The sequence below is a fragment of the Bacterioplanoides sp. genome (assembly GCF_965219715.1).
Classification (GTDB): domain Bacteria; phylum Pseudomonadota; class Gammaproteobacteria; order Pseudomonadales; family Oceanobacteraceae; genus Bacterioplanoides.
The window spans coordinates 1815001-1836988 of the sequence record NZ_OZ244785.1 but is presented as its reverse complement, the minus strand read 5'-3'; the positions used below and the strand labels follow the sequence as shown (position 1 = coordinate 1836988).

Sequence of the window (21988 nt, the reverse complement as noted above, 5' to 3'; positions counted from 1 at the left end):
GACACAGCTATCGCAGGTATCTAACGGCGTTTACAGGTTGGAATTCTGTCTTGTTCCTCTTTAATCGCCTTCTCCTCGTCAATAACATGCTGTGGAAACTGACGCATAAAACAGCAGCAAATATTGTCATTAATCATGGTGCGCGGTCCATGTGGATGAGCAATATGTTTGTAGGGCGCATGGTGGTGGCCATGATCGTGTGAATGGTCATGCGAGTGATCGTGGGAATGGCCATGTGAGTGATCGTGGGAATGGCCATGTGAGTGATCGTGGGAATGGCCATGTGGGTGATCGTGTGAATGATCCGGCTGGAATTCTGCATGATGATGATGAATATCCACTTCACCCGCTGCCAGGCGACGTTTAAAGTCTTCCATCAGGGTCAGCTGGTCATTGTGACTTTGTGCCTGATGTTGAATCTCACTGATACGGGTAATAAAGGTATTTAGTACATGCGACTGATCTCTGAGATAGTCGGCTTTAATAAACTGCACATCCGTTTGCTGTTCAGCAACGCTGTCGACATAAGCATAAATTCGGTCAATTAAACGCCCGCCGAACAAAAAGTAAGGTGCCACCACCACTTTTTTGAAGCCAAGCTTACACGCCATTTCGAGACCACGACCAACACTTGGGTAGGTGACTCCGGAATAAACCGTTTCTGACCAGCCAAAGCCAAGGTTTTCGCTGACCATACGGGTTAATTTAGCTGCTTCCGCATTAGCTTCGGTAACCGATGTTCCACGACCCACAACAACCAGCATGGTGTCGTACAAACTGCCGGTTTCCGGAATTTGATCGTAACCGAGCGACTCAAGAATACGTTGCTGAAAGGCTAACAACATCTCATTGTGTAATCCCAGCTCACGGCCGTATTCGATATTCAGGGTTGGGTATTTCTGTTGGTAGGTTGTCAGCACCGAAGGAATATCATTTTTGGCATGAGTGGCTGCAAACAGCATCCCTGGCACAGCCAGTATATTTTCAACACCTTGTTCACGCAGGCGGTCGAGCGCCATATGAATATTGGGAGCGGAATATTCAAGAAAACCGTATTCGATTTTCAACTGTGGGAAACGCTGGCGTAAACCTTTTGCCAGCAGGCTGAATTCTTCTTCCGCTATTTTAGCTCGACTGCCGTGGCCGCAGATGAGCACACCACTGTTTTCGGGTAATTGGCTTAATAATTGGTCGTAATCTTTCATGAGATAATCTCAGTTATTTATTCGTCTTTTATTTTCGCGAATTGTTATTTTTTAGTTCTTTGGGTGTGCGCTGCTGAAGTTCACATCCCGGGATACTTTCGGTTTGTTTTTAGGGCGATAAACATGCGCCTGATTTTCGTCGTACAGGTAAGAATCGGCAAAGTCATCACTTCCAAGCACGTGGCCAACCAGAATTAGCGATGTACGGGTAAACTTCTTTTTCCGAACCTTGTCGACAATATCCTTCAGGGTACCGGTGACTTTATCCTGATCTTCCCAGGAGGTGCGGTAACACACAGCAACCGGGCAGTCTTCACCGTAGTGTGGAATTAATTCTTCGACGATCTTATGGATGCGGGTAACACCCAGATGGATAGCCAGCGTTGCACCACTGGCAGCTAGAGCTGGCAGACGCTCTCGTTCCGGAAACGGCGTTTTGCCTTCATAGCGCGTCATAATAATGGTTTGCGATACACCGGAGAGCGTTAACTCCTTTCCTAACCAGGCGGCGGACGCTGAGGTGGCGGTAACCCCCGGGATAATTTCGAAATTAATATTGAGCTGATTTAAACGTCGGATTTGTTCGCCAATGGCACCGTAAACCGACGGATCGCCACTGTGGACCCGGGCAACATCCTGGCCTTTACTTTCCGCTTGTTGAATATGTTCGATAATTTCATCAAGGCTTAACGAAGCGGTATCAATAATACGCTCGGCACTGTCTTCAACGTCAGCGAGAATGGCACGTGGAACGAGAGAGCCCGCGTATAAAATTACCGGACACGCATTAATGCGCTTCTGAGCTTTGATGGTGATTAATTCCGGATCCCCCGGGCCTGCGCCAATAAAATAAACCGTCATAGCTTTTTACTGTAACCCCGCGGTGTATAAATCCAGTGTTTGTCACCATTAATAATATGACGTGATTCGCTGTTACCAACACTGACCAGTGTGAACATATCAACGTCATTTGCGTCGAGATTTTCCAGCGTCGTAATAGTAATACTCTCGTCTTCCCGGGTTAGCTGCCGTCCTAATAACACCGGTGTATTACCTGGGCGATACTGCAGCAAAATGTCGCGCGCGCTGTTGATCTGCCAGTCGCGCTTTTTAGATCTCGGGTTATAAAAGGACACGACAAAATCACCGCTGCCACATGCGTGCAGGCGTTTTTCAATGGTCTGCCATGGCGTTAATAAATCAGACAGTGAAATGGTGCAGAAATCATGGCCTAACATTGCTCCGACCCGGCTCGCTCCGGCCTGCATGGCGGATATACCAGGAACCACCTCAATATCGACATCCAGCCATTGAGCTGATAACGATGATTCGGTTTCTTTCCCCTGTAATTGCAGATCAAGGAGTTCAAACACCAAAGTCGCCATGGCATAAATACCAATATCGCCACTGGAAATCAGCGCGGTATTTTTGCCTTGAGCAGCCAGATCAAGTGCCAGCCGGGCACGACCAATTTCTTTTCCCAGCGGCAGGTCATGGTGTTGCTTGCCGTTACATACATCTCCCAGCAAATCCAGGTATAAACCATAAGCAACCAGATCGCTGCATTGTGACAATGCCTGGCTGGCTTTGGGAGCAACAAGGTCTCGATCACCCGGACCGGTGCTGATTAAAAATAATTTTCCGCTCATAAACTGCTTGTTATCTCAGATTGTTTGTTTGGATAGACCCGGGCTATCGCACAGGTTGCTTTTGCATTTTTCTGTTTTTCCACCAGTAATTCGGCTGGGGATGTCATTAACTGGTCGCCGGCTAATAACGCGCTGGATTCAGCAACGCCAGCAACACCCACGGTATCGAATACATATTGAGAAGGATTTTTCAGTCGTTCTGATACGGTGTTCAGTTCAGCCGCTGTCCAGGTTAAAAAAGGCCGTTGGTATTTCTCCGCAATTGCAATCATGGCACTTTCGTCGGCTTTTAAGTCGATACTGTTAAAACTGTGGATTTGATCCATTGTGATACCTGCCCGTTGCAGGCAGTCATGAATCAGACTTTCCAGGTATTCAGCCGGGCAGTGACGCTCGCAACCAAAACCAAGGGTATATCTGGGGGAAATGTAGTTATTGGCCGTTGTTGAAACCAAGGTTGCACCAAGCTCCATGGCTACCTTATGGCCCCAGTCGTTAGCACCGCCCTCATGACCGGAAAGCAATGGGATGACAAATTGTCCCGCTTCATCCACCGCAAGAACTGCCGGGTCGTGATATTTATCGGTTAATACCGGGGCCAGGGTGCGAATAATGATGCCAGTCGCACAAACAGCGATTAATCGTTCACCTTGTTGATAAGCCTGCTGAATGGTTTCAGCAAAAGGCTTGGGTTTAAATAGAATCTGACATTCTGCGCCCAGACCGATGACGATTGTTTGTAGTCGCCGGGCCAAAGTATTTCCGGCTTCAGTCAGCGCAATTATTTTTACGGTTGTCATACGATTAATCCGGCCGCTGACTGGCAGTTACAATAAACAGGGAAAAATACGGCCCTTTTGAATCTGCGAGCATTGAAACATCATCAACAACTTTCTGCTGCTCACGCCCCACATACTCCAGATAACGGGCATCCTGCAGACGCTTACTCTGACTTAATGCCTGAATAATTTTAGGGCGATAAGGGCCGGCTTTCATGATCACCAGACTGTTGTGTTGTTCCAGTGCCTGTATTAGTCGGGACTGTGAATGACGACCATTAAGGATGGCAACGGATTCTGTCAGCATTGACAGCGGAGTTTGTAATTCGGCCGATGCTGCGGAAAAAGACGTGATACCAGGAATAACCTGTGTGCTGATATTTTCTTCACTTAACCGTTCAAGCAGATAGCTGAATGAGCCATAAAAAAGAGGATCCCCTTCGCATAAGAAAGCGACGGATTTACCCTGCTGAATAAATCCGAGGATAGATTGTGCTGCCTGATCATAAACCGCGTTTGCTTCTGTGCGATCATTCTTCATTGGCATCGCAATCGGGAGATGAGCCGCATTGCAATTTTCGAGTGCTAAGTGAGCAATTTCCAGCGCCTGGGATTCACCATTATGGTTACTTAAGTAAGCAACGACATCAGACTGCTGAATAATCCGCATTGCTTTCAGGGTGAGTAGCTCCGGATCTCCAGGGCCAACACCAACACCAATAAACTGAGCGCTCATGCAGACTCTCCACAAGGTATTTTCTCAAAACTGAATAAAGTAACCGGCAGGTTTGGCCGGTAAAGCATTTGTCCGGCCAGCTGTTCACCTTTGCTGACACTAAGCTGCAGGGTTTCGCAGCGAGCCTGATAATGTTTATTGCCGGCTGGCGAGGCAGAACTTCGCTGAAGTGATTGATAAAAACGCATCAATATAAACTTGCTGTCTTCGGTGACAGCACTGGCGACTAAAATACTGCGCTGATCCGATAGCAGGGGCAGTTGTTGCCAGCATTGCTGAAGTAGTTGTTCGAGCTCACCATCGCTGCCACCAATAAAAATTTTATTGGCTGCAGGTAAATCGGCCAGAATCTGAGGGGCACGCTGGTGAAGTGGCTTAAGGTTATGACTAACACCAAAACGTTTCTGGTTTTGTTGCAGGCACTGAAATCGTTGAGTGTGGTGTTCAATTGCATAAACAGTTTGCTGTTGGTTCCAATAAGCCCACTCAACAGCAAGTGCTCCACAGCCAGCGCCGATATCCCAACCGACATCGCCATTAGCTGGTTGTAATAAGCTTAATGCGGCGAGGCGGACTTCGCGCTTGGTAATCAAACCTTTGCCTGGGGCTTTTCCCGTAATAAATTCTTCATCCGGAATACCTGGAAACTGTGGAAAGCAACGAGACACCCCGTGCGTTTTTATAACGCTGACATGTAATTCCGGAAATACCTGATCAAGCTCGCTGAGGTCAGTGGCGATAAAATGCTGTATCTGCTCGTGTGGATAACCCAGGTCACTGAGGACACTGATTTCTGCCTGATGATAACCCGCTGCTACACATTCTTGGGCCAGGCGTTGTGGGTTGCTGTGTTGGTCAGTAAGAATCAGAAGCGTTTGCTGATCCTTCAGGGCTGAACGAATATTTTCTGACGGGCGACCATGCAGCGATAAAAACTCACAATCCTGAAATGAAAGTTTCAGGCGATGGCAGGCTGCCTGCAAACTTGAAGGGGCCGGATAAAAATTCAGTAATGAAGAATCAAAATTTTTCGTTAACCAGCGGCCAATACCAAACAACAGCGGATCACCGGAAGCCAGTATGACAAGGTTGTTGTTTTTGATATCAAAGGTATCAATCAGCTGCTTCAACTCGGATAATTTGGGTAGCGCTTTATTGGGTTGTTGGTGTAATGCTGCAACACTTGCCAGCTGCCTTTGCGAGCCAATAACACAGTCAGCCTGACGCAGATTTATCAACGCCTGTTCACTGAGCTGCACTGGCTGATCTATTCCGAGACCAATAATATGCAGCATCAGTAAATTTCTCCGCGGTTTATCCGTAATAAGGCATTACAGGCAGCGCTGGATACGGCACTTCCTCCCTGGTTTCCAAGCAAGGTAATACATTCAATGTCCAGCTCTTTATGTACATCCCACAGTGCTTGTTTGGATTCTGCTGCGCCAATAAAACCTACCGGCATACCAATAATCAGAGCCGGTTTTAACCGTTGGTATTCGGCTTTATTGGTGTCACGAAGCTGCTCCAGGTTTTCCAGTAAACGAAATAATGCAGTTGGAGCATTACCAATAACAATGACACTTCCGGGGAGTGTTTCTCGCCAGAACTTAACCGCAGCCATGGAACGTGTTTCACCAGTCTCGGCAGCCAGTGCCACGGTTCTCGAATCGTTAAGAAAACACAGTGGAGGCTGTTGAATCATTCGCTTGGTGATTCCCTGCTTAACCATTTCAACATCACACAAGATAGGTGCATTATTTTTTAATGCGGCCAGTCCCTGCTCACACGCTGCGGTACTGAACCGGACTTTATCGGCGACTTCAGGCATACCAATGCTATGAACAATACGCATCACGACTTGTTGCTGTTGATCATCAAATGCGGATAGATCGGTTTGCTCTCGAATCGTACGAAAGCTGTTTTCCTCAATCTTTTTCGGATCAATAATATAGTCAAATGGCATTCTTTAAGTCCTGAAAGTGTTGTACGGCCTGAATGCAGTCTGGCAGTTCACAGAAGGTTCGCTGAGCTTCAGCCAAGGTCGGTCTGGCCAGCATAAATACCGGAATATTCAGTTCTTTGGCAGCAATCAGCTTTGCTTCGGATGAGGGCGCACCGCTGTTTCTACAAATTACCGCCTGAACCTTGTGTCGTCTGAATAGCGCTATTTCGGCAGAGCTATCAAACGGGCCGATGTCAGAAATCCAATCACATTTTTTCGGTAGTTGAGCGGGGGAATGAATCGAGCGCAGCAGGTACGAGATACTGCTTTGTTTATTTTCCGGCTGGCTTAAACGAGACAAAGAATCGACCGTGGAGTTGTCCAACTGTCCCAGAGCAAGGAATATCCGTCCATTAATTTTGTGTTGCATCACAGCATCAAGCACATTGTTAATCGAATCATATTGCCAGCGTTGTAATGCGCCCGATGTTAGCCAGGGTGAGTGTTGTAAGCGCCAGAATGGTATATCCGCAGTGACAGATGTTTGCCAAGCTTGTTGGCTTATGTTGGTGGCAAATGCATGAGTCGCATCAATAATCAGGTCTATTGTTTGCTGCTCACAGAAATGTAATAAACCATCGTGACATGAGTTATTGGTATCGGATAACGCCTGGCGAAATTTTTTGTATTGATAGTTTTCATTGTATTGTGAGAAGCCTCCACTGATCACCTTACATGACAGCTCCGGCTGACGGACACGTCCGGCAACGCTGTATATTACGTTGATGCTATTTAAATTGATTAATGCTTTCGCCAGTTGTTTGGCCAGAGCCGTGCCACCAAGAATCAGAATATTCATGACAGTGGCTTTCCTTGAATTGGATACGTCGGAAAGGCGTTACTCGATCCAACCAGGTCTCCGTGGCGATTAATCGCCAGAACTTCCAGCTCCATTTGTTCGGGTAAATAGCGACTGGCAAATGTGTGCGCCTTGCGACAAAGTGCATCAGCAAGGGGAATATTCTGCTGCTGACACAAGGTCAGTGCTTCAATGCTGGTATTCGAAGTGAGGATTTTTTCACACAGCGTGTTATTGGCTCCGGCTTCTGCGGCGGTATCACGGATAAACGTCAGATCAATTGCAGAGGTACGGCTGTGCAGGTCGAGATGTCCCTGAGCTAATTTGGATATTTTACCGAATCCGCCCGACAAACTCAGGCGCGTAATCTTCCGATTGGTGCGCAGATACTTCAGCAGAGCTCCGGCAAAGTCGCCCATTTCAATTAAAGCCATATCCGCTAATTGATGACGCTCAACCAGCAAGCGTTCACTGCTGGTGCCGGTACTGGCTCCAATATGAAAATGATTATTGTGGCTTGCTACGTCAACCCCCTGATGAATACTGGCGATATACGCAGCACAGGAAAAAGGCCGGACAATACCGGTTGTTCCCAGAATTGATAATCCGCCGATAATTCCCAGGCGAGGGTTCATGGTTTTTTGAGCAATGTCTTCGCCATTTTTGACACCAATAGCAACCCGGAAACCACCCGCATAATTGTAGTTTTTTGCCTGGAGCCGCAGGTGTTGGGAAATCATTTGCCGTGGAACCGGATTAATTGCTGGCTCGCCCACAGCTAATAGCAGTCCTTCGCGGGTTACTGTCCCAACTCCTTCTGCGGCATGAAAGGTAATGCCGGGCTGTTTGGTTAAATACAGTTCAGAGATGATTTCGGCACCATGAGTCACATCAGGATCGTCACCGGCATCTTTAATCGTACTGGTGCGAACAGCGGGCTTTGAGTCTTCGATTGGTTGATAGCCGACAATTGCCAGGTCTGCATATTTATCGGCTTCTGTTGCAGAATCAGTGGTTTGCTTGCGACGTTTCTGTGGAAGCAATACAGAAACCGTTTTTGGCTTTTTATTCCCGAGTAAAAATTCCGCCGCCGCGACGCAACAAGCCGTTGCGCAGCAGCCAGTGGTGTAGCCGGTACGCAGTTTTTTTGTCGGACTATTTTCCTGACTTTCAGGCCACACAGAATTAAGTCTCAGATAGCCTGGTACAGCCAGAAGCCACCAATGGCGATCGCCGCGCCAGCAATTATCTGACGGCACATCGTAAACAGGCGGATTGATTTCTGTTGTAACTGCTTCTGCATTTGTCCGAACAGCAGACCAAAGGTAACCATCGATACTAAAACACCGGCAGAGAATAGCAGCAGATATGCCAATGCGGTGCCGGTTTCCGCCTGAATCATAGCGGGAATTAATGCCAGGGCGGGAGCACTGCCTGCCAGACCGTGAAGTACGCCAACCATGACCGGAGTATGTGCTTCTTTAATCTGATTTTGTGGTACTTGCTCATGGCCATCGAGTTGAATATGCGTGTGGCGTATATCACCATGACTGTGTGTTGTGACACTCAGCTTTTCTTTGTGGAACTGCCAGAAGCACACCAGTCCTAAAATAATCAGCAAAACGCCAACGCTGGATTCAGCAATATGCTGAATGGATTCGGGCAATGAAACGCCCAGACCAAATAACAGCATACCCAGAATAAGTAGCACACTGCCATGACCAATCGCCCAGTTGGCACTGAATTTTAATGTGCGGCGCAAATCCGGTTTACGGTTACTTAATGCTGAAACCGCCATAACATGATCAGCGTCTAATGCATGTAATAGCCCTAAGCCCAAACCGGTGAATAAAAGGGTCATTAATTCTGGAGTCATGCTGAAGGTACGTCCTGGTAGCCAAACAATTTAGCAATGGCGAGTGGATTGGATGGAAAAAACAAATGCAGATAGCTGGCGGTTAATTGCTTCTCACGGAAAATTGCTTCTCCGGGAGCGGTGTGCCGCTGACGCTTGCCATAAGAAATTGCTTCGGGCGTGTTGCTGCTGCGTGACCTGTGGTGTGCGTGCGCACGCACATCACCTTCTGGTAACGGTGCTGTCTGCATTCCCTGGCAGCCGCGTTTACCGCGCATTGCTCCGTGCCCGGTTAATGCTGCCGTCATCGGGTATTGTTGATCCTCAAGATCGATCAGAGTTTCGAGGCAATATAAAAAGCCACCACATTCGGCGAGTACAGGGGATCCAGATTCAACAAATGTACGAATCTGCTGCAGCATTGCCGTATTTTCTGACAACTGCTGAGCGTGTAATTCGGGATAGCCACCAGGCAACCATAGGGCATCGCAATCCGGCATTTTTTGATCACTTAGCGGAGAGAAGTAGCGAACTTCGGCCCCCAGTTTTTTCAGCAAGTCGACATTTGCCTGATAAATAAAACTGAATGCATTATCTCTGGCGATTGCTATGGTTTTGCCGGCTAACGCCTGCGTAAGTTTTTCGCAGCCGTCGGAATAATTTTCGACGGGATAAAATTCGGTCGCGGGTAGCTGTTGTAATAACGGTAAAATACCGGCTTGCTGTAAGGCATCGGCAGCAGCTTCAAACCGCTGCTCCAGCTCCTGATGTATTTCGCTGGCCTGCACCAATCCCAGATGGCGCTCTGGTAGTGCTATACCTTCTGTACGCGGCAGATTAGCCCAGAGAGGCAGGTCTTCAGGTAAATTATCTTCGATTAATTCGCGGTGCCTGGCGGTGCTGCAATGATTGGCTATTAACCCGGCAACCGCGACGTCCTGGCGAAATGAAGCCAGCCCTGAAGCGACCGCTGCAGCAGTTTGTGCCATGCCTTTTACATCCATGACCAGCACCATTGGAATATTAAATCGCGCTGCCAGATCTGCGCTCGAAGGTGTGCCATCGAACATTCCCATGGCACCTTCGACGATGATCAGATCATTTTCCTGAGCTGCCTGAAAAAAGCGTTGCTGGCAATACTGGTCGCCAGCCATCCACAGGTCGAGAGGTTCGACTGCCTGGCCGGACGCCTGTTCAAGAATCTGAGGGTCCAGGTAGTCTGGTCCACACTTGAATACTTTTACCTTACATTGCTGGCGTTTGAGCAAACGCGCAATACCGGCGGTAATTGTGGTTTTACCCTGGCCGGATGCAGGCGCCGTTAAAAAAACGGCGGGACATAATGCTGGAGATTGTGGCACGGTTGCCGCCTATTGTTCGCGTTGGTGGCGACTTTTCCAAAGTATTTCGGAACCATTTTCGCGTCTGGCTAATACGCGTGCGGTGACAAATAATAAATCGGATAAACGATTCACATAGCGCAATGCTAATGGGTTCAGTTCATCAACCTGATTAAGCTGAACCAGTGAACGCTCTGCCCGGCGACACACTGTACGTGTCATATGACATAACGCGGCTGCTTTGCTTCCTCCAGGCAGAATAAAATCTTTTAACGGTGGCATAGTGTCGTTCAATGCTTCGAGGTTATCTTCAAGATCGGAGATCAGAACTTCCTGCAGAGCATTAAAACCTGGTACCGATAACTCACCGCCAAGATCAAATAAGTCGTGCTGAATCTGATGAAGCAGAGGAATCAAATCGTCTGCTTCATCTAACTCGGCTCTGAGCATACCGACCCAGGAGTTCAGCTCATCAACATCACCAATGGCATGCATACGCTCGCTGCTTTTACTGATGCGTGATCCATCGCCCAGTCCTGTTTCACCTTTGTCGCCGGTTTTGGTGGCGATTTTAGAAAGTCGGTTGCCCATGTTCGCTCCGATTAATTGTTGTCAGACGAGTCTTTATTTTCTACTGGATTGTTTTTTGGCAGCTCTGAATCTTCTTTCACTTGTAAGAACTGAATATTAATTGGCTTCAGTTTAGTGTTGACAGAGCTTAGCTGAATACTGGCAATTGATCTTGGGTCGCTAAAATCAGCAGCTGCATTAATCCGGGTAACTTTATTATCTTCACCCGGCAAACCCAGCCAAATTACTTCATTACGGGCTGCTAAGGCAGAAATGCTGCCATTGGCCAGATCATCACTTATCAGGCTTGTACTGTTGTCCGAATTCAACTTATACAAAGCATCAATTGAGCGTTTCAACTCACTGTTGTAGCCTTTGTATTCGGTGAAAAATAATGAACCGTTTTCAGTCGCGACGATACGATTAACCGCGTGGTCAGTTGTCAGGGTTTTAAGGCTGTAATTGTCTACATCAAGAACCTCGATACCACCAGTGTTCTTTGCGCCATAAACTAAAGACGCCAGGTATATTTTGTTACCCGACATGACACCACTTTGATGATTACGTAAGTCAAGCGAGATAGCTTGTACTCCATCGATCGCAGTATCGGTATCAATTTCGTTCCATGTAGTTGTATCAAATACAACAACTTTGGAGTTGTTAGTGGCAGCAAAACCTTTCAGGTTCTGTAATGTAATGAAGACCCTGTTTTTATTGTAAAAAACCATATCCATTTCCGGATCTTTGTCGTTTTCAGTTGCATCAGTAACGTGGCGGCTCAGATCCAGCTCTCGGATAAGGAAATCTTCGGCATTTCTTGCCTCAAGATTAACAACCCAAGCTTTAGGCATGCCGTAGCGGGTAATAACCGCTGTATTATTATCAATAAAGGCCATGTTATATGGGTTGGCTGATGTACTGTCTCCTGGAGTTTTCAGAGAAAAACCTTTGCCAGGGTAATAGCCTAGTTGTGGGTCTTTAATATGATACTTTTGGATAGTATCAATTTTGAACTTACCAATATGATAAAAGTATTCACCACGAGTTACGATTGTGTAATCTGTTGCTGTTTGCGGATTGTAGTTACTGGCGACATCGTTAATGCCATTTGAGAACTCAATCATGCTCTCGCCAGAACCAACGCTCTGAATAACAGCAACGTCTTTAAACTTAATTTCTTCAGGTGAGCTATTGTTGCTATCGCTGCCACAGGCGCTAAGTAGCATTGACGAAGAAATTGTTGCACATAAAAGTGTTTTATTTTTCATGTTTAATTACCATTGATATTTTGTTTTAAAGAAAATCATTCGGCCAGGCTCGGGGTATCTTTCGAAATCACGTGCACGATTACTTGTTGCATCTGTAATACTTAGACTGAGCTGCCAGTTTTGAGGTTGATAGGAAACCCGTGCATCCCACCGGTTCATTGGATCTTTTTCTATCGAGTTCGAATTATTGTAATAGCCATTTCCTGAACGCCGATTGCTAATGCTGAAGAACCAATTATTCTTTTGCCAGATAGCAGAGCTGAATACTATCCATTGGTCATAATTAGCGACCTGCTTGCCCTTGTAGGAAGAGAAACGTTTATCTTCTATTATTTCATTAGATTGCAGTGTAAAAGCAGTGTTCAATGTCAAGTTAGCAGATACTTGCCAGCTGATATCTTGCTCTAAACCCGTGTGGAGAGTCTCTCCAAGGTTGTCATATCTGATAATTCCACGACTATCGCTTTCAGAGAAAATAGCTTGCTTTAACTCCCGTCTGTACACACTGGTTGAAATTTCAAAGCTATGAAATGGAATAACTATTCCTGACTCTACTTGCTGTGATGTTTCGGGCAATAGATTTGGGTTGCCAATGCTTGAACCACGATCACCAAATATTTCTTGAGTTGTCGGTATTCTTAGCTGGTGAGATATCTTTCCATAAACAGACGTACCACTGTCAAAATTATATGTCAGACCACTGCTGAAAGTTGATTTTGTGTAGTTATTACGCGAGCTTTCACCTTTATGATTTTTATCACTGACATTTATCTGGCTATATTGCAATTTCAACTCACCAATCCGAGTAGAGATTTCAAAGCGGCTGGACAGATCTGTCTGTGCACGTGTATAGGCTGATTCGCATCCACGCCCAGCGAGACATTGTTGTTTTAACTCTTCCTGATTTAACAAGCGGTACTGCGTGTCAACTTTTTCCTGTTGATGTCGTGCCGTTAACGCCAGTGACCATGCATCATGAATAACGTACTGGTTTCCCTGTAATGACAGGCCTGTAGTGTTATAACGATTAAGCTGTGCTCCCAGGCCAATTTGAGATTTCCGATCATCATAGTCTTCTGTTTGCCATCGATAGGCCGTCTTTACTTCATATGGGTAGGCGGAATGTTCTGCCCCTCTGAAATTTATCTGTATATTGGCAGAATCTGATTTAATGTTAGCCCGATTATTTTTGTCATTGCTGATGTCGGCTAAACTACGTTTTCCGTTGTACCCCTGAATCGCGGTGTCCCAACGTCCAAAAGAACTCTGAATTTGTCCTTTCGCCAGCCACGCGGTTTGCTCGGTGCGGTTATTTTGTCTTCGTTCAAAGGCCGGTGACTGCGGCGTATCAATCGGAGACTCATTCTGATAAGTGAAATCATTATCAGCGCTTTGGTGATCTGCGCTAAAATACCATTTACTGCTAGCAAACTGTGCTGTTTGACTCGCTGAAACTTTTTGCGTGCCATAACTTCCGGCTATTAAGGATACGGCACCTTCATTATTGTCGGATAGTTCATATGAACGAATATTAATCGCACCACCTACTGCAGAGGAGCTCAGCTCAATTGGCGCTTCACCGCGATAAATATCTATGCTTTGAGCTTGTTCCAGGTTCAAGCGCGATAAATCTGTAGCCCCGCCGTTTAATGAATTAATTAGCAGACCATCCCAGAAAACCAGAACTTGTTGTCCTGATGAGCCACGCATTACCGGTACAGAATAGTGACCGATGCCACCAACAGAATGAAGATCTATACCACTCTGTTGCGACAGAAGGTCTGGTAATTGGACAAAACCATGCTGCCAGTGCTCTTTACTCAAATGTTGATTATGGCCGGTGAGTGTAGCTGCGGAGAATAACTCGTTTACAGCACCAGTGACGTGCACGGTATCCAACTGCTCTGTCGAATGAGATACAGCTGGAAGCATCAAACTAATGACGATGAATGATGAAGAAACTTTGTTCATGTGCACTTTACTATGAGTGCGGCTGGTAGGGCAGAGACAATTGTTGCGTAAGACGCTGAAAATTATCACCCAGGTCGCCCACCGCAACTATTGGTTACTTTGCTAGCTTTTGTTAGCACTTACAGGCCGGTATCCGGGCTGACGGCTTTCTATTCACAACAGCAGAGATGACTGCATGTTATTAATAGTCCGACTGACGCCTTCCCATGATTTACCTGTTACAAAAAGCAGGATAATCACAGTGGCTGTGTGTCAGTCAGCTAAGCCGATCACCGTTGCGGGGGCAGCGTTGGACTGTCTTAGCGGGAGCTAAGGGGGACACCAACTTCCCGTTTAACTTGATCAGAGATCAGAGCACCTGAGGCGGGGCAGAATATAGTTTGTACGATATTCGGTCAAGTTTGAGGCGTTTGAATTATCTGCATATCGCCATTGAATAATATTCAGTAACCGTGCTGCCGAAGTTAAAGCGGCAGTTGGATTTCGAATCGTGAACCGCTGGATTGTTCAGCGTTTTCAAGGGGTTGGTAAATCAGCTTACCCTGATGGTGGGCGGTGATAATAAAGTAAGATACGGACAAACCAAGGCCGGTTCCTTCGCCAACATCTTTGGTGGTATAGAAAGGTTCAAAAATATGTGCTGCTACTTCAGCGGGAATGCCCGGACCGTTATCTTCCACCGCAATGCAGACATATTCCTCGTTTAACGAAGCATGGATACGAATATCGGAGCTGACGGTTTGTTCTGTGCTGAATTGCGTTTGTTTGTCGATTGCCTGTTGTGCGTTTTTGATCAGATTCAACAGAACCTGTTCTATCTCGCTGGGAACGCAATAAACATCGGGCAGATTATCAGCAACCTGTTTGTGTAATTGTGATTGTTTCAGATCGACATCCGTTGCGGCAATCGTGAGAGTGGTATCGACTAATTCGCGGACATTCACCCAGCTTTTCTGCAGATGGTCATTACGGGCAAATTGCAGCATAGAGCGGATAATGCGTGCTGCACGCTCTCCGGCATCCTGAATATTGTCGAGCAGTTTATCGATGTCACGACGTTGTGCGTAACTGGCGATTTGTTGCGGTTCCAGCCCAAGTTCATCGGCAATTCGCTGGTTGGCCGGTAAGTCTGTCAGTAATCGTCGGCGGATGTTTTGCAGGTTCTGCAGCATGGCGCCTAGTGGGTTGTTTATTTCGTGTGCCATTCCCGCTGCAAGTCCACCTACAGACATCATCTTCTCGGTCTGTACCATGATTTCTTCCATGCGTTGGCGTTGGCTGATGTCATCGATACGTATGACGTAATGGGCCTGCTGGTCGTTCTCCATCAGGAATAGCTGAACATCGGCAATGATGGCGGGTGTCAGGTTGTTCAGCTGTACACGCTCTATTTTGTTGTGGTCGTCTTTAGTACGACGAGTGTCAGAGTGGGTTAGCAGTGGTTGCTGTTCCAGCTCTGGTATCAGTTGATAAAGAGGACGGCCGATCAGCTGAGATGAATCGGTTTGCAGCCAAAACCCAGCTTGCTGATTACATTGAACAACCCGTAGCTGTTTATCCAGCGCAAAAATGGCAGATGGCATGGCGTTTAAAATACTGTCGAGCAGCAGCTGGGTGTTCTTTAACTGCACCTCGATGCCTCGCCGGACAGAAACCTCTTTGGCCAGATTATCATTCATCATCCGGGTTTCATCCGATAGCCGGGTTGCCCGTAAGCGAGCACTTTCTGCTTGTTGATGAGCACTTTTCAGATGCAAATGGCGTTGGTCGCGTAGCCAGAATAAATCGTTTAACGCATGAACCAGAGGTTGAATATCCGGGTCCTGAGTCTGAATGTGAATGGGTTCGTCTTTATTGCTTTTTTCGCCAGCGGATTTGTCGTTGTTCTTATGGTTGTGTTTGTGAACTTCCGCCAGTAGCTCACGGTAAGGTTGCCGCTGCCACTTTCGGATCGTCAGATACAGTAAAAATACAATCAGCGCCGAGAAAGAGACGACAAATAAGCTGGTTGTGACGGTATCCAGTAAGAAGAAAGAGGGCAGAGAAACCTGGCTGACGATGGCCAGAGTGAAGGTTTCTGAGAGATTGCTATCGCTTTGACGGTTTATGCGATACAGCTTTAGCCAGGGTTGTTGATAACTGTCTGTCAGCTGTGGCGGTAACCCCGGGTTGTGGTCATGATTGTAGCTGTGCAGCAGTCGCTGATTATGAGGGTTATATAAGGCAACTTCGCTGATTTGATAGTGTTGAGTCATACGTTCGATAACCGAACGCAGCACCATATCATCACGCTGTTGGGTTAATTCAATCTGAATCAGGTCAGCAAATGCCTGGCTGATTTGTGGCGCCAGATGTTCGCGGCCAACGCGGTCAGCTGCGGCGATATATGCAACGGTTGTCAGGGTGATGATCAGGCTGATCGCAACGACGGTCGCCAGCATGGCTTTTTGCCGCGCTAACATCATGGGGAAAAAATCCGGCTGGAATGTCTGATGATGAATCCTTTCATGATGACTTTCAGATTTCCCCAAGTTGCTGCATCAGCTGGCGCGTGAGCGGTAAATCCTGTTGCTGCTGTGCTTGTCGTAACAGGAAACCATTGATGTAGGCTAACTCGGTTGGCCGCTGATTCAAAATATCCTGTAACGTTGATGATTGATTGGCCGCGGTCGCCTGAGCGACTTCGGCAGCACGCTGCTTCAGACTAAAGGGCAATTGCCAGCCATGAGCTTCGAAAAAGGCCTGCGTTTCTTCTGCCAGTTGTTCCAGCTTTTGCTTGTAAGCCGGGTTTTCAACCAGCTCTCCATTACGGCAACGAAAGACGGCTGTGAGCGGATTGATGACCGCATTAATCGCCAGTTTCGCCTGAATGCGTTGTTGAATATCGTTAACTTCGCTCACTCGCGGCAGAACTGGATCGCTGCTCGCCTGGTTATGATGCTCAGTCCAGCGACCGATCACGGTTTCGCCATGGCCAGCATAGACAACCTGTTCATCCCCTCGGCGATAGGCCCCTTCGGTTGAAATACCAGCCCACAGTTCAGGAGCCTTTTCCAGGGTTTGCAGCCAGTCGGCTATCTGTTGCTGCTGTCCCATACCATTTTGCAGCAACAGGATCTGCTTTACCGATGCCATTGCGGATTCGAGAGGCTTTAATGCCGTTAACGTGTCTGACGCTTTAGTGGTGACAACCAGCCACTCCAGCGGATTGTGTTGATGCTGATTGGCCTGCCAGACGGGCAATTCGAGGGTGTGCTGATGTTGGGCGGTAATGATCAGTTGCCGATGGCAAGGCTTCTGGTTGCGGCTAACGCAAAATGGAGATAGCTCGCGCCAGTGATAAGCCAGCAGGGTACCAATGGCACCCATTCCGACAATTGCAATTGATGAGGAAGATAATTGAGTCATGCGTCGATTATAAGACGCGTTTTGCTAATTTGAATGGGAAGGCAGTACTTCGCTATCTTCAGTTTCGATATCTTCCTGCGGTTCGTCTTCTTTTTCCACAGCTTCTTCTTCCTGGACCTGTGCCTCAACTTCCTGTGCTTGAGGCTTTGTGCCTGGCTGATTGGAATTCAGGTTCAGTGTACTGAGTGGTATAGGGGACCAGAGATTTTGTAATCGGGCTAATAACTCTGGCGAGTGATCTGCCGGTAGATTACGCAACCATAATTGCAGACGCTCTTCGTCTTCTCCAACCAACTTCGTAATGTCGTCCAGATGGGCGCCACGTTCCTGTAGCAGCCAAACCACAATCGGCATTAAGCGATTAAACTGACGGCGATTTCTGGCATCGGTCAGTTGTTGTGATGACACATCAAAGCGCTCGCATACCAGCTGGCAGGCATCGTCGAATAATCTGCGTAAGTCTTCATCGCTACGCGCTGCCTGTGACAGTGCCTGCTTTTTCAGGTGTTGGTTAACAAACCCATCACGTGCCAGAGCCTGGTAGGTCGGGTGGCTGCCGTGCTGCAGATCCAGAGTACGGTTTTGCGGTTGCTGCATGACCGCTTCATATCGCTGCGCCCGTCCATGTCTGCTATGACACAGAAGATTCAGCATTGGCTCTACGTGAAGACTGGCTGGTGGGGTTAGTGAGCGATAACCGTGATCGCTGCTCCATGGATACAAGCTGGCATCAGCGACCTTACGCGAGGTTTCCGGCCAGCGATGCAGTTGAATCACCAGATCCGTCAGGTAGGCCTGTTCATCAACCAGCATCACGATGCCCTGGTCTGACAACAACTGCTTGCGTTTATGCCAGCTGCGCTCATGCATATCATCAAAAGCAATCTGGATATCGTCCATCACCTCTGTCCAGTCGCGCTCGCTTTGCAGGACAAACTGAATGTGATGATCATCAAAAACATATGCCAGCAACCGGGTTTGTTTTACGCTCGACAGGATCTGCACTCCGTATTCGTACTCAAATACCGAGTGGAAGATAGGCTGGTCTTTCGCTCCGTGTACCGAGAAGTAATAAGTTCCGGCACCGTGCAATGTCATTTTGGTTTCCATAGCAGAAAAGGTAGCTGACTTTTGTGTATTTTCCAGCGTCTCCTGTATGCCCGGGAATTTTGCAATTCCATGACACTCGCGGTATACAAGGCGCCAATAGTTAGATTTGAACGAATTGTGCAGGAGTATGTTATGCCTTCATTTGATGTGGTGTCCGAAGTCGATAAGCATGAGGCCCAGAACGCGGTAGACCAGGCCAATCGCGAGCTGTCCACTCGTTTTGACTTTAAAGGCGTGAACGCCAGCTTTGAATTAAAAGACTTTGTTGTCGTAATGACGGCCAATGAAGAGTTTCAGATCGAGCAAATGAAGCCGATGCTGGAAGGTGCCATGATCAAACGTAAGATCAAAGTCAGCTGTCTTGAATACGGCGACTGTGTGGGTGCCGGTAAGCAAGTAAAAGTAAACGCCACCATGCGCCAGGGCATTGATAAAGAGCTGGCTAAAAAGATGGTGAAAATCGTCAAAGAGAGCAAGCTTAAAGTTCAGGCTTCAATTCAGGGCGAAATGGTACGTGTTACCGGTAAGAAGCGTGATGAACTTCAGGATGTGATGGCGCTTTATCGCGGTGATGAAACCATTACGATGCCGCTGCTATTTAAGAATTTTAAAGACTGATGACCGCTGCCACTCGATCGCCAGCGGGGCCAGAGGCAAAAAGCTGGCGAGAGGCACTGCTGGTTTACAGTAAAAAACCGGTTGTTGCTATCGCGATGCTCGGCTTTTCTGCCGGGCTGCCATTTCTGTTAGTTTTTTCCACCCTGACTGCATGGCTGCGGGACGAAGGCGTTGAGCGCACTGCTATCGGCTTTTTTGCCTGGGTCGGATTAACCTATTCCATCAAGATTTTCTGGGCGCCAATAATTGATCGTCTGGAGATCCCTTTGTTGTCACGACGACTTGGTCAACGGCGCAGTTGGATTCTGTTCGGTCAAATCGGTATCGCAGCCGGACTCTTATTGATGAGTTCAATGAATCCACAACAATCTTTATGGTGGATTGCCGTTGCTGCGGTACTGGTCGCCTTTTCTTCTGCGACTCAGGATATTGCTCTCGATGCATATCGCATCGAAATTGTTGACAACAACCTGCAAGGCGCTATGTCGGCGGCGTATATTTTCGGCTATCGACTGGCTCTGCTAATGGCGGGTGCAGGTGCTTTGTATATCGCTGAATGGTCTGACTGGAGTATGGCTTACATTGCGATGGCTGCTCTGATGGGACTGGCGATGCTGGCCACTCTGTGGGCGGATGCCACTGCGCGTAAAACGCCGGAGCAACGTGCCAGTGATGAGGCGGCCATGGTCGACGAAATTATGGGCAGGCCTATGAATTTGTCACAGCGGCCGCAATGGCAACGCTGGTTATTGGGTGCGGTGATTTGTCCATTTCTCGAATTCTTCCAGCGCAACGGCGTATTTGCACTGTTAATTCTGACGTTTATCGCCGTATTTCGTCTCAGCGATATCACTATGGGTGTTATGGCCAACCCATTTTATCTGGATCTGGGTTACAGCAAGGCTGATATCGCCAGTGTTGCTAAAGTCTTTGGCTTTTTTATGACGATTGCCGGTTCTGCGTTATGTGGCGTGCTGGTGGTTCGTTGGGGAATATATAAACCGCTGTTTATCGGCGCGGTGATGGTGTCGGTAACCAATTTGTTATTTGCTGTGTTAGCCATGCAATCTGGCATTGATAATCAGACAGCAGAAGCCGTTACTCCGACATTGGCCTGGTTGGCATTTGTGATCAGTGCCGATAACCTTTCGGGTGGTATCGCCAGTACAGCGTTTATCGCTTATTTATCCAGTCTGACCAATCGCAGTTATACCGCGACTCAATATGCCTTGTTCAGTTCACTGATGACATTGCCTGGCAAGTTTATTAGCGGGTTTTCCGGCTGGGTTGTTGATAGTGCGGGTTATAGTGAGTTCTTTATTGTGGCTTCTGTATTAGGAGTTCCGGCGATTGCCTTGGTATTGGTTTTAATATCGCATGAGCGTAAAGCCCTGCCGGAGAAAGAAGAGGTTAAAGTATGACGGCTAAGTCTGTTTCTGCATGGTCGGTAAAACAAACCGGCACCCCGGATGTTTTAGAAAAAGGCACCATTGAATTAGCAGAGCCTCAGTCTGGTGAAGTAATAATTCGGGTTTGTGCCGCAGGTTTTAACCCAATTGATACCAAAATACGTGCGGGCCTTGCTCCCATTCTTAATGACGCTGGTGTGTTGGGTTGTGATGTCAGTGGCGAAGTGATTGCCGTAGGAGAGGGTGTTGCTCATCTTGCTGTTGGCGATTCAGTTTATGGCTGCGCTGGTGGCGTTAAGGGTAATGGCGGAGCGTTGGCTTCAGAAATGGTGTGTAATGCTGACCTGTTAGCGAAAGCACCTACCGCTATTACTCTGGCTCAAGCTGCAGCGATTCCTCTCGTTGCGATAACTGCATTTGAAGCATTAAAACGCTTAGCGCCCGAAACCGATGAAAAGTTGCTTGTAATGGGGGCTTCTGGCGGTGTAGGCCAGTGGGCCACGCGTTTGGCGAAAGAGGCGGGTATCTCGGTTTACGGTACCGCTGGTAGCACAGAGCGGGTTAAACAGCTGAAGCAGCAAGGTGTAAATGCTTCGTTGCATGCTGATGTTGCAGAATTATCTGAAACCGGTTTCGAAAAAGTACTCGATACCTTTGGTGGTGACAGCCTGCAAAAAGCATTAGAGATGGCGGCACCTTATGCAAAGGTGGCAACAATTAATGCCCGTAATACTTATGATCTGACTCAGGCCCATGCTAAGTCCCTAACGTTACATGCGGTATTTATGCTTTTACCGCTGCTAACCGGAAAAGGTCGCGAAACGCATGGTGAATTTTTAGCTGAGCTGAGTCAGAAAATTGATGCGGGTTTAATTCAGGTACCTGAAGCTGAAGAAAAGCGGATGTCGGATGTGGCTGATATTCACCGCGCTTATGAATCCGGTGAATTAAAAAATAAAGTGGTGATGATTGCTGACTTTGAAGAATAGTAAGAAATAAAGTTCTATAACTTTTCAAACAGCAGCAGGAGCTGTGTGCCCGTCACCGGAGCCATGGATGGCGATTGTGACGGTTGTAACTGAAAAATTATAGAGCTTTGTTTCGACGATAGCTTGAAGATAAAAAACGATTATTTTTCAGCCGCCGGATCAGTGGGCCATCCCTGGCCCTTGATCCTACCGCAACATCCTGTTGCTGCTATGAAAAACAATCAGTTCTCTATTTTTCGATCCGATCTACTCGATTCCCAGCATTTTGTGAGTTTGCAAA

General features: G+C 47.5%; 21 protein-coding genes and 1 riboswitch (1 of these 22 cut by a window edge). Of the genes, 3 read left to right on the top strand and 18 right to left on the bottom strand.

Going from position 1 to position 21988, the window contains the following annotated elements; genetic code table 11:
* Nucleotides 1-20: 20 nt before the first annotated feature.
* The 17 genes from ACOQOZ_RS08880 to ACOQOZ_RS08800 form a co-directional block, all read right to left on the bottom strand.
* Nucleotides 21-1205 (bottom strand): sirohydrochlorin chelatase, encoded by a 1185-nt coding sequence (locus tag ACOQOZ_RS08880; protein WP_420591912.1) that lies wholly within the window; start codon nt 1203-1205, stop codon nt 21-23.
* A gap of 51 nt (nt 1206-1256) precedes the next feature.
* Nucleotides 1257-2066, bottom strand: coding sequence for a precorrin-4 C(11)-methyltransferase (gene cobM, locus ACOQOZ_RS08875; RefSeq protein WP_420591911.1), 810 nt, complete (start codon nt 2064-2066; stop codon nt 1257-1259).
* Nucleotides 2063-2854, bottom strand: coding sequence for a precorrin-3B C(17)-methyltransferase (cobJ, locus tag ACOQOZ_RS08870; protein ID WP_420591910.1), 792 nt, complete (start codon nt 2852-2854; stop codon nt 2063-2065). The genes cobM and cobJ overlap by 4 nt, the downstream gene beginning before the upstream one ends.
* The gene (locus tag ACOQOZ_RS08865) at nt 2851-3654 is read right to left on the bottom strand and encodes a cobalamin biosynthesis protein (RefSeq protein WP_420591909.1); all 804 of its coding nucleotides are present in this window, start codon (nt 3652-3654) and stop codon (nt 2851-2853) included. Before ACOQOZ_RS08865 ends, cobJ begins: the two co-directional genes overlap by 4 nt.
* A 4-nt stretch (nt 3655-3658) precedes the next feature.
* The gene (gene cobI, locus ACOQOZ_RS08860; protein ID WP_420591908.1) at nt 3659-4369 is read right to left on the bottom strand and encodes a precorrin-2 C(20)-methyltransferase; all 711 of its coding nucleotides are present in this window, start codon (nt 4367-4369) and stop codon (nt 3659-3661) included.
* On the bottom strand, nt 4366-5664 hold the full coding sequence (gene cbiE / locus ACOQOZ_RS08855; RefSeq protein WP_420591907.1) for a precorrin-6y C5,15-methyltransferase (decarboxylating) subunit CbiE: 1299 nt from the start codon (nt 5662-5664) through the stop codon (nt 4366-4368). The genes cobI and cbiE overlap by 4 nt, the downstream gene beginning before the upstream one ends.
* Nucleotides 5664-6332 (bottom strand): precorrin-8X methylmutase, encoded by a 669-nt coding sequence (locus ACOQOZ_RS08850; protein WP_420591906.1) that lies wholly within the window; start codon nt 6330-6332, stop codon nt 5664-5666. The genes cbiE and ACOQOZ_RS08850 overlap by 1 nt, the downstream gene beginning before the upstream one ends.
* The gene (locus tag ACOQOZ_RS08845) at nt 6322-7170 is read right to left on the bottom strand and encodes a precorrin-6A/cobalt-precorrin-6A reductase (protein WP_420591905.1); all 849 of its coding nucleotides are present in this window, start codon (nt 7168-7170) and stop codon (nt 6322-6324) included. Before ACOQOZ_RS08845 ends, ACOQOZ_RS08850 begins: the two co-directional genes overlap by 11 nt.
* Nucleotides 7167-8351, bottom strand: coding sequence for a cobalt-precorrin-5B (C(1))-methyltransferase (locus ACOQOZ_RS08840; RefSeq protein ID WP_420591904.1), 1185 nt, complete (start codon nt 8349-8351; stop codon nt 7167-7169). Before ACOQOZ_RS08840 ends, ACOQOZ_RS08845 begins: the two co-directional genes overlap by 4 nt.
* Before the next feature lie 11 nt (nt 8352-8362).
* Nucleotides 8363-9046, bottom strand: a complete 684-nt coding sequence (locus ACOQOZ_RS08835; RefSeq protein WP_420591903.1) for a sulfite exporter TauE/SafE family protein — start codon at nt 9044-9046, stop codon at nt 8363-8365.
* Entirely contained in the window at nt 9043-10386 is a 1344-nt protein-coding gene (locus ACOQOZ_RS08830) for a cobyrinate a,c-diamide synthase (protein WP_420591902.1), read from the bottom strand. Before ACOQOZ_RS08830 ends, ACOQOZ_RS08835 begins: the two co-directional genes overlap by 4 nt.
* A 9-nt stretch (nt 10387-10395) precedes the next feature.
* Nucleotides 10396-10956, bottom strand: coding sequence for a cob(I)yrinic acid a,c-diamide adenosyltransferase (locus tag ACOQOZ_RS08825; RefSeq protein WP_420591901.1), 561 nt, complete (start codon nt 10954-10956; stop codon nt 10396-10398).
* An 11-nt stretch (nt 10957-10967) separates the two neighbouring features.
* Complete coding sequence (locus ACOQOZ_RS08820; protein ID WP_420591900.1) at nt 10968-12203, bottom strand: hypothetical protein; 1236 nt, start codon at nt 12201-12203, stop codon at nt 10968-10970.
* Between the two features lie 6 nt (nt 12204-12209).
* Complete coding sequence (locus ACOQOZ_RS08815) at nt 12210-14174, bottom strand: TonB-dependent receptor (RefSeq protein WP_420591899.1); 1965 nt, start codon at nt 14172-14174, stop codon at nt 12210-12212.
* Nucleotides 14175-14280: 106 nt separating this feature from the next.
* Nucleotides 14281-14551: riboswitch (cobalamin riboswitch) on the bottom strand.
* Between the two features lie 87 nt (nt 14552-14638).
* On the bottom strand, nt 14639-16639 hold the full coding sequence (locus tag ACOQOZ_RS08810; protein ID WP_420591898.1) for a two-component system sensor histidine kinase NtrB: 2001 nt from the start codon (nt 16637-16639) through the stop codon (nt 14639-14641).
* 52 nt (nt 16640-16691) lie between these two features.
* Nucleotides 16692-17582, bottom strand: a complete 891-nt coding sequence (locus tag ACOQOZ_RS08805; protein ID WP_420591897.1) for a ketopantoate reductase family protein — start codon at nt 17580-17582, stop codon at nt 16692-16694.
* Nucleotides 17583-17606: 24 nt separating this feature from the next.
* Nucleotides 17607-18680, bottom strand: a complete 1074-nt coding sequence (locus ACOQOZ_RS08800) for a hypothetical protein (protein WP_420591896.1) — start codon at nt 18678-18680, stop codon at nt 17607-17609.
* A 144-nt stretch (nt 18681-18824) separates the two neighbouring features.
* On the opposite strand from ACOQOZ_RS08800, the gene ACOQOZ_RS08795 reads away from it, so the two are divergent.
* From ACOQOZ_RS08795 to ACOQOZ_RS08785, 3 genes are read left to right on the top strand one after another with little or no spacing between them, the layout of a single operon-like run.
* The gene (locus ACOQOZ_RS08795; protein WP_420591895.1) at nt 18825-19310 is read left to right on the top strand and encodes a YajQ family cyclic di-GMP-binding protein; all 486 of its coding nucleotides are present in this window, start codon (nt 18825-18827) and stop codon (nt 19308-19310) included.
* Nucleotides 19310-20731 carry an AmpG family muropeptide MFS transporter gene (locus ACOQOZ_RS08790; RefSeq protein ID WP_420591894.1) on the top strand — a complete coding sequence of 474 codons (1422 nt, stop codon included), beginning with the start codon at nt 19310-19312 and terminating at the stop codon, nt 20729-20731. The genes ACOQOZ_RS08795 and ACOQOZ_RS08790 overlap by 1 nt, the downstream gene beginning before the upstream one ends.
* A complete protein-coding gene (locus ACOQOZ_RS08785; protein WP_420591893.1) occupies nt 20728-21708 on the top strand; it encodes an alcohol dehydrogenase catalytic domain-containing protein in 981 nt (326 codons plus the stop codon). The genes ACOQOZ_RS08790 and ACOQOZ_RS08785 overlap by 4 nt, the downstream gene beginning before the upstream one ends.
* A gap of 246 nt (nt 21709-21954) precedes the next feature.
* Here the strand turns inward: ACOQOZ_RS08785 and queE are convergent, their stop codons facing one another.
* A protein-coding gene (gene queE / locus ACOQOZ_RS08780) for a 7-carboxy-7-deazaguanine synthase (RefSeq protein ID WP_420591892.1) crosses the window boundary here: on the bottom strand, nt 21955-21988 show its end. It continues 707 nt past the right edge of the window; 34 of the gene's 741 nt are visible here — the last part of the coding sequence; its start codon lies off the right edge, out of view — the gene reads right to left on this strand; it ends in the stop codon at nt 21955-21957.

Excerpts from the sequence above, each read along its gene's own strand:
- cobJ (WP_420591910.1), bottom strand. The coding sequence starts at position 2,854 with ATGAGCGGAAAATTATTTTTAATCAGCACCGGTCCGGGTGATCGAGAC.
- cobI (WP_420591908.1), bottom strand. The coding sequence starts at position 4,369 with ATGAGCGCTCAGTTTATTGGTGTTGGTGTTGGCCCTGGAGATCCGGAG.
- cobM (WP_420591911.1), bottom strand. The coding sequence starts at position 2,066 with ATGACGGTTTATTTTATTGGCGCAGGCCCGGGGGATCCGGAATTAATC.
- ACOQOZ_RS08880 (WP_420591912.1), bottom strand. The coding sequence starts at position 1,205 with ATGAAAGATTACGACCAATTATTAAGCCAATTACCCGAAAACAGTGGT.
- ACOQOZ_RS08850 (WP_420591906.1), bottom strand. The coding sequence starts at position 6,332 with ATGCCATTTGACTATATTATTGATCCGAAAAAGATTGAGGAAAACAGC.
- ACOQOZ_RS08815 (WP_420591899.1), bottom strand. The coding sequence starts at position 14,174 with ATGAACAAAGTTTCTTCATCATTCATCGTCATTAGTTTGATGCTTCCA.
- ACOQOZ_RS08810 (WP_420591898.1), bottom strand. The coding sequence starts at position 16,639 with ATGATGTTAGCGCGGCAAAAAGCCATGCTGGCGACCGTCGTTGCGATC.
- ACOQOZ_RS08825 (WP_420591901.1), bottom strand. The coding sequence starts at position 10,956 with ATGGGCAACCGACTTTCTAAAATCGCCACCAAAACCGGCGACAAAGGT.
- cbiE (WP_420591907.1), bottom strand. The coding sequence starts at position 5,664 with ATGCTGCATATTATTGGTCTCGGAATAGATCAGCCAGTGCAGCTCAGT.
- ACOQOZ_RS08835 (WP_420591903.1), bottom strand. The coding sequence starts at position 9,046 with ATGACTCCAGAATTAATGACCCTTTTATTCACCGGTTTGGGCTTAGGG.
- ACOQOZ_RS08805 (WP_420591897.1), bottom strand. The coding sequence starts at position 17,582 with ATGACTCAATTATCTTCCTCATCAATTGCAATTGTCGGAATGGGTGCC.
- ACOQOZ_RS08795 (WP_420591895.1), top strand. The coding sequence starts at position 18,825 with ATGCCTTCATTTGATGTGGTGTCCGAAGTCGATAAGCATGAGGCCCAG.
- ACOQOZ_RS08800 (WP_420591896.1), bottom strand. The coding sequence starts at position 18,680 with ATGACATTGCACGGTGCCGGAACTTATTACTTCTCGGTACACGGAGCG.
- ACOQOZ_RS08845 (WP_420591905.1), bottom strand. The coding sequence starts at position 7,170 with ATGAATATTCTGATTCTTGGTGGCACGGCTCTGGCCAAACAACTGGCG.
- ACOQOZ_RS08785 (WP_420591893.1), top strand. The coding sequence starts at position 20,728 with ATGACGGCTAAGTCTGTTTCTGCATGGTCGGTAAAACAAACCGGCACC.
- ACOQOZ_RS08820 (WP_420591900.1), bottom strand. The coding sequence starts at position 12,203 with ATGAAAAATAAAACACTTTTATGTGCAACAATTTCTTCGTCAATGCTA.
- ACOQOZ_RS08790 (WP_420591894.1), top strand. The coding sequence starts at position 19,310 with ATGACCGCTGCCACTCGATCGCCAGCGGGGCCAGAGGCAAAAAGCTGG.
- ACOQOZ_RS08865 (WP_420591909.1), bottom strand. The coding sequence starts at position 3,654 with ATGACAACCGTAAAAATAATTGCGCTGACTGAAGCCGGAAATACTTTG.